This window comes from Streptomyces sp. NPDC001922, from assembly GCF_042891165.1.
In the GTDB taxonomy this organism is placed as follows: Bacteria; Actinomycetota; Actinomycetes; order Streptomycetales; family Streptomycetaceae; genus Streptomyces.
This window is the reverse complement of sequence record NZ_JBIASV010000012.1, coordinates 263,627-277,201: the sequence shown is the minus strand read 5'-3', so window position 1 is coordinate 277,201 and position 13,575 is coordinate 263,627. Positions and strand designations below refer to the sequence as shown.

Here is a 13,575-nt window from a genome sequence, read left to right as displayed (position 1 = left end):
TCGGGTGGCGGCTCAACACAAAGCGAGTCCGGCGGTGTCCGTCAAGAAAATGACCCGGCACTGCGTCAGGCTGTCAGCAGCGGGTCAGGAAAGGCTCGCCGCCATTGCCGCGGGCACTTCCGGTCTGCTTGTTTGCTCGGCATGCGCTGTCGCTGGGGACGCGGCAGCCGACCCCGACCCGAACGCCGGAGGATCCGTCATGCGCGGAAGCTTTGCCGTCCCGTACGCGAGCCGTGGCAGCATCCTCGGCGGCGCCGAGAGCCAGGCACTCGGACAGCTGATCGCCTCGAGCGGCTCACTGTCGACGGGCTCCTTCAGAGACCGTTTCGAGCAGCGGTTCCGGGAGCACATAGGGACCCGCCACGCCCTGTCCGTGACCAGTGGCACGGTGGCCCTGGAGCTCGCCATCCATCTGCTCGACCTGAAGGAGGGCGACGAGGTCGTCGTCACCCCGCAGACGTTCCAGGCCACCGCCCAGCCGCTGCTGGGACTGCCGGCCACGGTCCGCTTCTGCGACGTCGACCCCGACTCCCTGAACATGGACCCGGGGGTCCTCAAGTCCCTGATCAACGACCGCACCCGTGCGGTGCTGCTGGTCCACTACGGCGGCTGGACCGCCGAGATGGACGAGATCCTGGCGCTGACCCGCGAGCGTGGCATCGTGGTGATCGAGGACTGCGCCCACGCGCTCGGCGCGGTCTACGACGGACGTCGTCCCGGCTCCCTGGGCGACATCGGCTGCTTCAGCTTCCACTCGTCGAAGAACATCACCACGCTCGGCGAGGGCGGCATGATCACGCTCGATCGCGACGACTGGGCCCGGCGCATCGACCGGCTGCGGTCGAACGAGGTCGACGGGGACTTCGCCCCGGCGCCGCCGCACGGCCTCCAGCTCGGCCGGGAGCTGCTGCCCTGGATGAAGTACGCCTCGCCGGCGTACGAGATGGTGTGCTCCGCCGTCCGCAGGCCGGGCACGAACGCCACGCTGTCGGAGGCGGCAGCGGCCGTGGGCCTGGCCCAGATGGGCCGGCTCGACGAGCTGGTGGCCCGGCGCCGCTCGATCGCGGCGCGTCTCGACGAGACCATCGAGCGCCATCCGCACACCCGGACCCAGCGGCCCCGGCACGGCATCGAGCACGCCCAGCACCTGCACACCTTCTTCGTGGACGGGCCGCCCGAAGTCCGTGAGTCCGTGATCCGCGGCCTGGACGAGCGGGGCGTGGAGGTCCAGCTCCGCTACCTGCCGCTGCACCTGCTCCCCGAGTGGCGCGCACGGGGACACGGCATCGGCCAGTGCCCGGTCGCGGAGGAGCTCTGGTTCGGCCGGCAGATCAACCTGCCCTGCCAGCCGGGGCTCTCCGACGACCAAGTGGACCATCTGGTTTCGGCACTCGACGCCGCTCTGCGTGCCGCAGTGAAAGGACTGTCATGCCTCTCATCGACGTGACGATCTACGAGGACCGGCTCGACGAGAACACCCGGGGCGAGTTGATCGCCCGCCTCACCGAAGCGGCCGTCTCCGTCTACGGCGAGAGCATCCGCGAGCACACCTGGGTCGTACTCAAGGGGGTGCCCCGCGAGCTGTGGGGCATCGCGGGAAAGCCCGGCGCATGACCGCCGCGACGCCGGACGGCAGGCATCCGCGGGGCGAGGAAAGGGAAACGGGATGAAGTTCGAGGACACCTATCTCGCGGGAGTGGGCACCTACCTTCCGCGCACCGTCACGACCGAGCACGCGGTCGAGGAGGGCTGGTACACGAAGGAGGCCCGGGAGGCCTCCGGCCTGGAGGCCGTGGCGGTCGAGGACGTCCTGCCGGCGGTCGACATGGCTGCGCACGCCGCACGGACCGCCATCGAGCGCTCCGGCCACACCGCGGACGACTTCCGCGGCCTGCTGCACAGCAACTCGTACTACCAGGGCCCGGAGGGCTGGTCACCGGCGCATTACGTCCTGGGGCACACTCTGAACAGGCCGGTCTCCGCCTTCCACGTGCAGCACGGCTGTCTGGGCCTGCTGGCCGCCCTGGAATCGGCGGCGCTGCGGCTCGCGGCGGGCGGTGAGCCGGACGCGGCGATGCTGCTGACGGCGGCCGACAACTTCAGCACACCGCTGGTGGACCGCTGGACGTCCTCGTCGATGTTCGTGCTCGCGGACTCCGGCTCGTCCCTGGTGGTGTCCCGGCGCGGCGGCTTCGCACGGCTGCTCGCGATGGACTTCGTCTCCCAGCCGGGCATGGAGGCCATGCACCGCGGCGACGATCCGCTGTTCCCGCCTCAGGAGCCCGTCCGGCGGGTCATGGACTTCGAAGGGCGGCTGGAGAGCTGGCGCGAGCGGTGGGCCGAGGGCGGCTCGATCCCGCTCGCCGACTTCGGCGAGCTCATCGCCGCCACGGTCGAGCGCACCCTGGACGCCGCCGGCACCTCGCTGGACCGCATCGCGCGGGTGGTGCACAACGGCTTCAACCAGGACCCGCTGGGGGTCTTCCTGCTGGACCCGCTGGGTCTCGACGTCTCCCACGGCACCTGGGACCTCAACCGCAGGATCGGGCACGCCAGTGTCTCCGACTTCGCCATCGGCCTGGAACACCTGTGGAGCACCGGCGAGGTGGTCCCCGGCGACCAGGTGCTGGTGCTCGGCTTCACCACCGGCATGGAGGCGGCCTGCGCCCTGCTGGAGATCACCGCGCGGCCCGGCGACGGCCCCGGGGCCTCCCCCGCAACCGATTCCCGAGGAGATCACTGATGCTCGACGGTTTCACCCCGTGGCCGGCCGACGTGGCCGAGCGGTACCGGGCCGAAGGACTCTGGCGGGGCGAGAGCCTGGTGGACCTGCTCGACACCGCGGTGCGCACCCACGGCGCCAAGCCCGCTGTCGTCTGCGGCGACCGGCGGATCGGCTACGACGAACTCGACCTGCTGACCCGGCGAACCGCCGCGGGGCTGCACGCGCGCGGCATCCGGTCCGGTGACCGGATCGTGGTCCAGCTCCCCAACGGGCCGGACTTCGTGGTGCTCTGCTTCGCGCTCTTCCGGCTCGGCGCCAAGCCCGTCTTCGCCCTGCCGGCCCACCGCGTCCAGGAGATCCGCCATCTGTGCGAGCTGTCCGGCGCGGTCGGCTACGTCTTCCCCGAGAGCCACCACGGCTTCGACCATCTCGCACTGGCCCACCGGGTGCGCGGCGAAGTGCCCGGTCTGGAGCACCTGTTCGTGCTGGGGAAGGACGCCGAGGGGGGCGCCGTCCCGCTCGACGAGGTCGACGCCGAGCCCGTCGAGCTGCCGGCGCCCGACCCGTCCGATGTGGCGTTCTTCCTGCTGTCCGGCGGTACGACGGCGCTGCCGAAGCTGATCCCGCGCACCCACGACGACTACGCGTACCAGGTGCGGGCGGCCCGCGAGGCGTGCCCGGTCGACGGTGACGACGTCTATCTCGCCGTCCTGCCCGTCGAGTTCAACTTCACCTGGGGCTGCCCGGGTGTGGTCGGCGTGCTGGGCGCGGGCGGCACCGTGGTCATGGCCCCGGACCCCACACCGGAGCTGTGCTTCCCGCTGATCGAGCGGGAGGGCGTCACCTTCACCTCGGTCGTCCCCAGCATCCTCCAGCTGTGGCTGGAGGGCCGGGAGTGGCTGGGGGACGACCTGAGCAGCCTGCGTTTCCTCCAGGTCGGCAGCGCCAAGCTGTACCCGGAGACGGCCGCTCGCGTGGAGCCCTCCTTCGGCTGCAGGCTCCAGCAGGTCTTCGGCATGGCCGAGGGGCTGCTCACCTTCACCCGCCCGGAGGACCCCGCCGACACGGTGCTCACCACCCAGGGCAGCCGGGTCTCCCCGGCGGACGAGATCCGCATCGTCGACGAGCAGGACCGCGAGGTGCCGGCCGGCACGGTCGGGGAACTCCTCGCGCGCGGCCCCTACACCCTGCGCGGCTACTACCGTGCTGCCGAGCACAACAGCCGGGCCTTCACCGGCGACGGCTTCTACCGCAGCGGTGACCTGGCCCGGCTGACCCCGGAGGGGAACCTCGTCATCGAGGGACGGATCAAGGAGGTCATCATCCGGGGCGGGGACAAGGTGTCCGCCGCCGAGGTGGAGGGACATCTGCTCACCCTCGGGTCCGTCGCCCGCGCGGCCGTGGTGCCCTGCCCGGACGATTTCCTCGGCGAGCGCACCTGCGCCTTCGTCGTCCCGGCGGGGAAGGCCCCGTCGCTGCCGGAGATCAAGGCGGCCCTGGAGGACCGGGGACTCGCCGCGTACAAACTGCCCGACCGTCTGGAGATCCTCACCGAGCTGCCGCTGACCGGGCTCGGCAAGACGGACAAGAAGGTGCTCGCCGCCCTCGCCCGTGGCGAAGCCGCTCCTGCCGCCGCCGGCCTGCTGCCCTCCCCCGCGGTGGCGGCCCCGGCCGGCGAATGATCCCTCCCAAGCCCGGAAGACCAGAAACGGAAAGGCCCTCATGGACACCGACGTGCCCTGCTCGGTCGACGAGATCCGCGAGGCGGTCGCCGCACTGCTCGGCGCGGCGGCCGCCGACATCCCCGACGACGCCAACCTGGTGCGCCTCGGTCTGACATCGCTCGATGTGATGCGGCTCAGCGGCCGTTGGCGCCGCGGCGGCATCCCCGCGAAGTTCGAGACCTTGGTCGCCGATCCCACCGTCAGTGGCTGGGCGCGGCACATCGGCTCGCTCGTCGCGGACGAGCCGTCCGCCTCCTGAGGCGCCGAGCCGGTTCCGGCCCCGCCTGCCGTACGGACCCGAAAGGAGTCACACCTTGGCGAGCTCCGCGATACCCGAGATACGCCCCTACCCCATGCCGGCGGCCCCCGGTCTGCCGCCGAACCGGGCCGGCTGGACGGTCGACCCCGGCCGTGCGGTGCTGCTGATCCACGACATGCAGCACTACTTCCTCGGCTTCCTGCCGGCCGGCGAGCCGCCCCGGCAGCAGCTGGAGGACCGGGTGACCGAGCTGCGGCGGGCCGCCGCCGAGGGGGGCGTGCCGGTGGTCTACACGGCACAGCCCGGTGACATGACCGAGGAACAGCGCGGGCTGCTCAAGGACTTCTGGGGTCCCGGCATGACCTCCGCCCCCGAACACCGCGGGGTGCCCGAGCGGTTCGGCCCGGCCGACGGGGACACCGTGCTCACCAAGTGGCGCCCCAGTGCGTTCTTCCGTACCGGGCTGCTGGATCTCATGCGCGCACAGGGCCGCGACCAGCTGGTGCTGTGCGGCATCTACGCCCATGTCGGCGTGTTGCAGACCGCGGCCGAGGCGCTGGCCAACGACATCCAGTCCTTTCTGGTCGCCGACGCGGTCGCGGACTTCTCGGAGGCCGACCATCGCATGGCGCTCGACTACGCGGCGGCCCGCTGCTCGATGGTGGTACCGGCGCGGACCGTGCTGTCGGCGTTCGGCGCCGTCGGCACGGGAGCGCTCCGGTGACCGCCGCCGCGCGGCCGGCGGCCGGCCTGCTCGGGCGGCTCACGGGTGAGGACCCGCCGCCCGCCTTCGCCCTGCTGCACCGGCCCGAGGCCGGTGACGGCTCGGTGGTGGACGTGCTCGTGGGCGAGGTCTCCGAGGCCGCCACCCTGGCGGATCTTCCCCTGTCCGAGGGGGGCCGCCCCGGGAGCCACGAGCACCTGGTGCTGCTGCCGTACCGGCAGATCGCCGAGCGCGGCTACGCCTGCCCTGACGACGGCGAGCCGCTGCTCGTCATGGCCGTCGGCGAGCAGGACGTGCTGCCGGTGCCCGAGCTCCTCGACAGGATCGACGACACCGTTCTGGAGGTACGGGACGGCTCCTTCGACCTCGACGACGACAGCTACGCCGGCCTGGTGCGGCGGATCGTCGACGAGGAGATCGGCTCCGGGGCCGGCGCCAACTTCGTCCTCAAGCGCACCTTCACCGCCCAGCTCCCCGACTGGTCGCCACGGGCCGCGCTGGCCCTCTACCGGCGGCTGCTGAGCGGCACCTCCGGGGCGTACTGGACCTTCCTGATCCGGGTCGCCGGGCGCACCTTCGTCGGAGCCAGCCCGGAGCGCCACATCACCGTGGACCGGGGCACGGCGGTGATGAACCCGATCAGCGGGACGTTCCGCTACGCGGCCACCGGCCCCACGCCGAGCGCCGTGCTGGACTTCCTGGGGGACGGCAAGGAGTCCAACGAGCTCTACATGGTGCTCGACGAGGAACTCAAGATGATGAGCCGCATCTGCCCCGAGGGCGGCCGCGTCATCGGGCCCGCGCTGCGCGAGATGAGCCATCTGGCGCACACCGAGTACTTCATCGAGGGCCGCAGCGACCGGGACGTGCGGGACGTGCTGCGCGAGACCCTCTTCGCCCCCACCGTCACCGGCAGCCCGCTGGAGAGCGCCTGCCGGGTCATCAGCGCTCATGAGCCGGAGGGCCGCGGCTACTACGCGGGCGTGGCCGCGCTGATCGGCCGCGACTCCCACGGCGACCGGCACCTGGACTCGGCCATTCTGATCCGTACCGCCGACATCGACGACGCCGGACGGCTCCGGCTGGCGGTGGGGGCCACGCTGGTGCGCGATTCCGATCCGCGGGCCGAGGCCGCGGAGACCAGGGCCAAGGCCGCCGGGCTGCTCTCCGCGCTGCACGGGCCGGCGGGCACGGCGAGGGCGGCCGCCGGCCCCGGCACCAGGCTGGCCGCGGACCCGCGGGTGACCCGCGCGCTGCGGAAGCGGAACGATCCGCTGGCGGACTTCTGGCAGTCCTCCCCCTCCGGGCGTTCGCTGCACGCGCCGCACCTGCTGGGCCGCCGGGCGCTGCTCGTCGACGCCGAGGACACCTTCACCGCCATGGGGCACACCCTGTTGCGGGCCCTCGGCCTGGAGGTGACGGTACGGCGGTTCGACGAGCCGTACACCGTCGACGGGCAGGACCTCGTCGTCATGGGCCCCGGGCCCGGCGACCCCCGCGACCACGCCCACCCCAGGATCGGCCATCTGCGGGCGGAGACCCGGCGGTTGCTCGACGCCGGTGTGCCGTTCCTGTCCGTGTGCCTGAGCCACCAGGTGCTCAGCGGGCTGCTCGGACTCGGGCTGGTCCGCAAGGAGGTGCCCCACCAGGGCGTCCGGCGCACCATCGAGCTGTTCGGGCAGCGCGAGGACGTGTACTTCTACAACACCTTCACGGCGGTGTCCCCCGCCGACTCGTGGCCGGGGCCGGAGTGCCGCCCGGGGCGGGTACGGGTGTGCCGCGATCCGGACAGCGGCGAGGTCCATGCGCTGCGCGGGACGGGCTTCGCCTCCGTCCAGTTCCATCCCGCGTCGGTGATGACGCCCAACGGGACCGCCATTCTCGAACGGCTCGTCACCTCGGTGCTGGCACCGTCCACCGACTCTCCCCGAGAGCATGAGGCCATCGCATGAGTTCCCCCCTGATCACCACCCCGGCAGGTCATCCGCCGGTCGGTGCCCCCCTCGCACCCCCCGTGGCACAACCGCCGGGCTGGCAGGACGCCGAAGCCGTGCGCGACGTCACGGAACGCCTCGCCGGCTATCTGCCGCTCGTCCTGCCCGCCGAGTGCGACCGGCTGAAGAGCCGGCTGGCGGCGGTGGCGCGGGGCGAGGCGTTTCTGCTCCAGGGCGGCGACTGCGCCGAGTCGTTCGACGCGCTGACCGCCGATGCCGTGGCGGCGAAGCTCGACACCCTCTTCACCATGGCGATGCCCCTCGCGGCGAGCACCGGTCTGCCGGTGGTCGCCGTGGGGCGGATCGCCGGGCAGTACGCCAAGCCCCGTTCGCTGCCGACCGAGGAGCGCAGCGGTGTCGTGCTGCCCGCCTACCGGGGCGACGCGGTCAACAGCCTGGAGTTCTCACCCGCGATGCGGAGTCCCAACCCGTACCGGATGCTGCGGGTGTACGGCGCCTCGGCGGCCACCCTCAACAGCATCCGGGCCCTCGCCCCGGCCTGGGAGCCGCCCGGCGAACTGCCCGGCGGCGCCCGGCGGCCACGGGAGCTGTTCGTCTCCCACGAGGCCCTGCTGCTCGACTACGAGCGGCCGCTGACCCGCGTCGATCCCCGTTCCGGCGGTTCCTACGCGAGCTCCGGGCACCTGTTGTGGGCGGGCGAGCGCACCCGCCGCCCCGACGGCGCGCACATCGACTACCTGGCGGGAATCCGGAATCCGGTGGCCGTGAAGCTGGGGCCGCGGGCCGGGGTGGACGAGACGCTGGAACTGGTACGGCGGCTCGATCCGGACCGGGAGCCGGGACGGCTGACGTTCGTGGCCAGGATGGGCGCGGACCAGGTCCGCGAGGTGCTGCCGGAGCTGGTGGACCGGGTCACTGCCTCGGGGTCGGTGGCCGGCTGGGTGTGCGACCCGATGCACGGCAACACCTTCACCGCACCCTCCGGTCACAAGACCCGGAGGGTGGCGGACGTGGTCGACGAGATCGCCGGCTTCTTCGACGTGCACCGTGCGCTGGGCACCCATGCCGGCGGCATCCACCTCGAGATGACGGGCGAGGAGGTCACCGAGTGCGTGGGCGGCAGCGCCGGGATCGCGCCGGGCGACCTGCCCTCCCGGTACGAGTCCGCATGCGATCCGCGGCTGAACCGGAGCCAGTCCCTGGAAGTGGCCCTGGAGACCGCGGACCTCGCGGCCGCATGACCCCGCGCGGCGGCCCGGGCGGCCGTTCCCCGGTCGGGCCGCTACCGAGGACGGCCCGCCGGGGCGGCGCACGCGTCCCGGCGGCCCCGGTCGCGGGGAGCGAGCCGTGGGTCGAGCCGTCCGGCGAGCTCGGAACGGGCGGTGATGCCCAGCTTCCCGTACGTCCGGTGCAGATGGTTCTCGACCGTGCGCACCGACACGGAGAGCCGGTCGGCGACCTCCTGGTTGGTCAGCCCGGCCGCGACGAGGGCGGACACCTCCCGCTCCCGCACGGTCAGCGAGCCGAAGGCGTCGGGGGACCGGATGTCCTCGCCCTTCACCCACGGCGGCAGTGTCCCGCCGAAGGCCGCGACGTGTTCGCGCGACACCGCACGGGCGACCCGGCTCCGGCGGTGGTTGCCGACCGCCTGATGGGCGCGGGCGCTCTGGGCGGCCGTCTCCGCGGCCAGCGGGACGAAGCCCAGCCCTGCCCATGTTTCGGCGATGCGGTCCAGTGCGTCGCCGTCCCAGCGCGCGAGCGCCCGGACCTGCCGCGCCCGGAGGGCCGTCGTGCCGCTGACGCCGGCGTCGTCCGGCAGCAGTGCGGCGGCCTGGCTGGCGGCGCCGAGCCGGGCGGCGAGATGGAGGGCGGCGGTCGCCTGGGCCCAGCGTCCTGCCCCGCCCGCGGTGGCGGCGACCGCCGTGGCCTGACGGATCGCCTGGACCCGGTCTCCCACGTGAGCGGAGACCAGGGCGGCCTCCAGCGCGGCGCCGTCGCGAGCCAGCGGATAGCAGACGGTCCGCTCCTGCGCGGTCCGCACCTCGACGAGGGTCCGGACGGCCTCGGCGTGCTCGCCCGCCTCGGCGAGAGCGGCCGCGAGCTGGGCCAGCGACCAGGGATGGGCCGTGAGCCAGTCCGGCGGAGCCTCCAGGGCACCGGCGCGGCGCAGTTCGTCGACGGCCGCGGACCGGTTCCCGGACACGCGGTGCAGCCGGGCGCGCAGCAGCGCGATCCGTACGCGTTCCCGCGGGTCGCCCTCGTCCCACCAGCGCATGGCCCCGAGCCGGGCGGCGGCCTCCGCCACTCCGGCGGTGTGCAGGGCGGCGTAGGCGTCCAGCCAGGGGACGGCGGCGCCGACGAACCGGTGGTGGGCGCCGGCTCCCGGGCCCCGCACCTCGGTCAACGCGCCCTCGGGGTCGCCGAGTTCGATCCGTGCGAAGGCGGCCGGGCCGGTGACGAGGCCGGTGAGCGGGGAGACGGCGGGGTCGAGGCCGGCGGGTGCCGCGGCGACGTCGGCGAGCCGGTCGTCGAGCAGCCCGAGCAGACTGCGGGCGGCGGTCAGCGGCACCCGGTCGGGGGCGTCGGCCTCCTTCAGGACGCCGTCGACGACAGCGATCGCCTCGGACAGCCTGCCGAGGCCGTAGGCCATGTTGACGGCCCGCACCGCGATGAGCTCACCCGTCCTGGCCGGGTCCGGTCCGCGGACCCCGGACAGGACGCGTTCCGCCTCGGGGTGCCTGCCCTGGCCTTCGAGAGCCTGGCCGAGGACGAGCCGGGCGCGGGTCGCGGCCTCGTCGGAGCCGGCCGGGGGAAGGGCGAGGCGTGCCAGCTCCTCGGCCCGGTCGAAGTCGTGGAGCCGCAGGGCCGCTTCGGCGGCTGTCAGCAGGTGTCCGGCGCCGGGGGTCTGCCCCGCGGCGAGCCGGAGGGCGACCACCCGGGGGACGTCGTCGTGGCGGTGCATCCCGGTGTCCTCGATGGCGTCGGCGAGCCGGCGCCGCAGCCGGCGGCCGGTGAGTTCCGGCATGGCGCGCACCACGGCGGCGCAGTAGAGCGGATAGACCAGCCGGAGCCGCAGCCGTCGGCCGGAGCGTTCGGTGACCACGAGGCCGCTGCGGTTGAGGGACTCGGCGGCGGCGCCGAGTCCGGCCGCGGTGGCGATCTCGGCCTCCAGGGACTCGGCGAGCGCCACGAGCTGGAGGAGTTCGCACTCGTCCGGCCGCAGCCCCGCCAACCGGAACTGGACCAGACCGCCGAGCCGCCCGGCGGGGTCGACGGGCAGTTCTCCCCGCCAGTGCCAGATCCCGTCCTCCTCGCGCAGGCTTCCCCTGGCGAGTCCGGCGTCGGTGAGTTCGCGCAGCAGCAGGGCGTTGCCGCGGGTCGCCGACCACAGACGCTCCAGGCAGTCGGCGGAGAGCTGCCCCCCGAGCCGGTCCTGCAGCACCTTGACGGCGTCGGAGCGCGCGAAGTGCGGCACGTCCAGCCGCTCGACCAGCCGCTCGACCCAGAGCATGCTCATGGCGGGCGCCAGGGCGACCCCGGCGAGCGCGGCGGCCACCAGCCGCACCCGGCCGCCGCGTACCAGGGCGTAGAGGGACGCGGCAGCGGCGGGGTCGACGAGATGGGCGTCGTCGAGGCCGAGGAGCAGGGGTGGCGCCGACCGGTCGGCGCCGCCGGTGACCAGGTGTTCCAGGCAGTCCGCGAGCGATCCGGCGGAACCGGTGGGGATCGCTCCGCTGACTCCGATCGTGTGGGCGCCCTCGGCCGCGGCCTGCTCGAGGGCGGCCTGGAGCAGCCTGCTCTTTCCCACCCCCCATTCACCGGTGAGCAGGATTCCACCGGCGGTCGCGAGCGCCTGGCGGATGTGGTCGAGTTCGCGTCCCCGGGCGGCTGTGCCCCAAGGGAGGGCCAAGGCATTGCGCCGCAGCATCTCTGTGTAGGTTTCCTTCCCCCGGCGGCCCCGGGCGTCAGACGAGCAGGGTCCCGCGGGCAACGGTGACCGCACTGCCGCTCATCTCGACGGTGGTCACCCGGTGGCCTTCACGAACGGCCCTGGCGTACATGGTGGAAGGCCGCCCCATCCAGGCCCCCTGGACGACCTCGATCTCGGTACCGTCCTCGATCAGCCCGTGCCGGGCGAGGTGGATGGCGAGCGGCCCGGACGCGGAGCCCGTGGCGGCGTCCTCGACCACGCCGTAGGCGGGCGAGAACATGCGGCTGCGCCAGTGCCTGCCGCTGCCGGCGAAGCAGTTGGCCGCCATGTCGGGAAAGGCGGACAGCGCCCGGTGGTCGGGGCTCAGGGCCGCCAGGGCCTCGACGCTCTCCAGACCGACCAGGACGTGGCGGGGGCCGTTGCGGTAGATCTCCACGGGCAGCGTGGAGGCGTCGAGCCCCAGGGCGTCGAGGAGTTCGTCGGCGTTCTCGTACGGCTGCCAGTCGGGGATGGGCTGTGCCATGCGGATCAGAGTGACGTCGTCGCCGTCGCGCTCCACCTCGACGGGGATGTCGCCCATCGCGGTCTCCAGCAGGAGCCGGTCGGCCTTCCACTGCTCGGCGAGGACCTGGGCGGTGCCGAGCAGGGGGTGGCCGGCGAAGGGGAGTTCGTTCACCGGGGTGAAGATGCGGATCCGCGCGTCGGCGTCGCCCGTCGGCGGCAGGACGAACGTGGTCTCGGAGAGGTTCATCTCCCGGGCGATGCGCTGCATCAGATCGGGGGTGAGGCCGTCCACGTCGAGGAACACGGCGACCGGGTTGCCCTCCAGGGGAGTGCTGGTGAAGGCATCGGCCACAAGGTACTGATACATGTCGGGGCATCCCATCGGTCGGTGTGGACGTTCGTCGGGGCGGCTCGGGGCCGCGGTGTGTCAGGGGGTGGAGCCGCCTGCGGGCAGCAGGGCCACGAGGCCGGCGGCGAGCGCCGCCGGGACGGCGAAGGCGTAGAAGTTCCACTCGGCGGCGGCACCGGACGAGGCGATCAGCCCGCCGAAGGCCGGCCCCGCGATCGCGCCGAGCCTCCCCACACCGAGGCTCCAGCTCAGGGCGGCGGTGCGCACCGGGGCGGGGAAGTGGGCGGCGACATGGCCGTTGACCAGGACCTGGGTGCCGACGGTGCCGAAGCCCGCGACAGCGGTCAGGGCGTGGAGCACGGGTACGGCGCGCGCGACGGAGAGGAGAAGGATGGAGACGGCGGCGAGTCCGAAGGCGAGGGCGACCACGCGCCGCATGCCGGCCCGGTCGCCCAGGGGCGCGAAGACCAGGGTTCCGGCGATCGCGCCGCCGTTGAGGACGACCAGGAAGAGCAGGGAGTCGGTCAGCGGATGGCCGGCACTCTTCATGATCTGCGGCAGCCAGGCGTTGAGGCCGTAGACGAGCAGCAGCCCGAAGAAGCTGACCACGGCGAAGAGCAGGGCCGGGCCCCGGTGCGGAGGGCGCAGCAGTTCCCGGAACGGGCCCGCTCCGCGGGGCACGGGCCGGGTGCGCGGGATGTCGTCGGGGGGCAGATGCCGGGCGAGCACCGGCAGGAACAGCAGGGGTGCGGCACCGGCCCAGAACAGGGCGCGGAAGCCGAGTTCCGGCAGGAGAACCACGGCGAGCGAGGCGGCGAGGATGCCGCCGACCGAATAGCCCGAGAACATCAGGGCGTTGCTGCGGCCGCGGTGGCGGGGATCGGAGTATGCGGCGGTCAGGGCGACGGCCGTGGGCATGACCGCCCCGAGCCCGATGCCTCCGGCCACGCGGAACAGGCCGAACATCCCCGCGGAGGTGGCCAGGGCGCAGCCGGTCATGGCGAGGGAGAACCAGGCCACGCCGGTGAGCAGAATGCGCCGGTGCCCGAGACGACCGGTGAGGAAGCCCGCGCCCAGGGCACCGACGAGCATGCCGGCGGCGGCGTACGAGCCGATGGTGCCGGCCTCGGCGGGCTGCAGGTCCCAGGGCCCGTACCGCAGGAGTTCGGGCAGCACCGCGCCGTAGACGATCAGGTCGTAGCCGTCGAAGACGAGGACGGCGAAGCAGATCGGCAGGACGGTGCGGCCGAGGACCGGGGCGGGGGGGGGGGGGGGGGGGGCCCCCCCCCCGGGGGGGGGGGCCCCCCCCGCCCCCCGGGGGGGCCCCCGCCGCGGCGCCCGGGGGGGCCCCCCCCCCCCGCCCGCCCCCGGGGCGCGGGGGGGCGGCCCCCCCGGGGGCGGCGT

At 73.5% G+C, this 13,575-nt stretch carries 11 protein-coding genes; 8 read left to right on the top strand and 3 right to left on the bottom strand.

The window, feature by feature from the left end; translation table 11 throughout:
* Positions 1–199 precede the first annotated feature (199 nt).
* From ACFYYR_RS23635 to ACFYYR_RS23600, 8 genes are all read left to right on the top strand, one after another.
* Complete coding sequence (locus ACFYYR_RS23635; RefSeq protein WP_388856885.1) at positions 200–1,447, top strand: DegT/DnrJ/EryC1/StrS family aminotransferase; 1,248 nt, start codon at positions 200–202, stop codon at positions 1,445–1,447.
* Positions 1,429–1,614, top strand: coding sequence for a 4-oxalocrotonate tautomerase family protein (locus tag ACFYYR_RS23630; RefSeq protein WP_388856882.1), 186 nt, complete (start codon positions 1,429–1,431; stop codon positions 1,612–1,614). Before ACFYYR_RS23635 ends, ACFYYR_RS23630 begins: the two co-directional genes overlap by 19 nt.
* A 52-nt stretch (positions 1,615–1,666) precedes the next feature.
* Positions 1,667–2,743, top strand: a complete 1,077-nt coding sequence (locus ACFYYR_RS23625) for a ketoacyl-ACP synthase III family protein (protein WP_388856879.1) — start codon at positions 1,667–1,669, stop codon at positions 2,741–2,743.
* Entirely contained in the window at positions 2,743–4,407 is a 1,665-nt protein-coding gene (locus tag ACFYYR_RS23620; protein ID WP_388856876.1) for a (2,3-dihydroxybenzoyl)adenylate synthase, read from the top strand. Before ACFYYR_RS23625 ends, ACFYYR_RS23620 begins: the two co-directional genes overlap by 1 nt.
* A 40-nt stretch (positions 4,408–4,447) precedes the next feature.
* The gene (locus ACFYYR_RS23615) at positions 4,448–4,708 is read left to right on the top strand and encodes a phosphopantetheine-binding protein (protein ID WP_388856873.1); all 261 of its coding nucleotides are present in this window, start codon (positions 4,448–4,450) and stop codon (positions 4,706–4,708) included.
* 94 nt (positions 4,709–4,802) lie between these two features.
* Positions 4,803–5,432, top strand: coding sequence for an isochorismatase family protein (locus ACFYYR_RS23610; protein WP_388856978.1), 630 nt, complete (start codon positions 4,803–4,805; stop codon positions 5,430–5,432).
* Entirely contained in the window at positions 5,429–7,384 is a 1,956-nt protein-coding gene (locus ACFYYR_RS23605) for a chorismate-binding protein (protein ID WP_388856870.1), read from the top strand. The genes ACFYYR_RS23610 and ACFYYR_RS23605 overlap by 4 nt, the downstream gene beginning before the upstream one ends.
* A complete protein-coding gene (locus tag ACFYYR_RS23600) occupies positions 7,381–8,628 on the top strand; it encodes a 3-deoxy-7-phosphoheptulonate synthase (RefSeq protein WP_388856867.1) in 1,248 nt (415 codons plus the stop codon). Before ACFYYR_RS23605 ends, ACFYYR_RS23600 begins: the two co-directional genes overlap by 4 nt.
* Positions 8,629–8,669: 41 nt before the next feature.
* Here ACFYYR_RS23600 and ACFYYR_RS23595 read toward each other — a convergent pair whose 3' ends face one another.
* The 3 genes from ACFYYR_RS23595 to ACFYYR_RS23585 are packed head-to-tail and all read right to left on the bottom strand — an operon-like array spanning position 8,670 to position 13,401.
* A complete protein-coding gene (locus ACFYYR_RS23595; protein ID WP_388856864.1) occupies positions 8,670–11,315 on the bottom strand; it encodes a LuxR C-terminal-related transcriptional regulator in 2,646 nt (881 codons plus the stop codon).
* A 37-nt stretch (positions 11,316–11,352) separates the two neighbouring features.
* Positions 11,353–12,189: a PhzF family phenazine biosynthesis protein gene (locus ACFYYR_RS23590; RefSeq protein WP_388856861.1), complete on the bottom strand. Its 837-nt coding sequence runs from the start codon at positions 12,187–12,189 to the stop codon at positions 11,353–11,355.
* A gap of 60 nt (positions 12,190–12,249) precedes the next feature.
* Positions 12,250–13,401, bottom strand: coding sequence for an MFS transporter (locus tag ACFYYR_RS23585; RefSeq protein ID WP_388856975.1), 1,152 nt, complete (start codon positions 13,399–13,401; stop codon positions 12,250–12,252).
* Positions 13,402–13,575 lie beyond the last annotated feature (174 nt).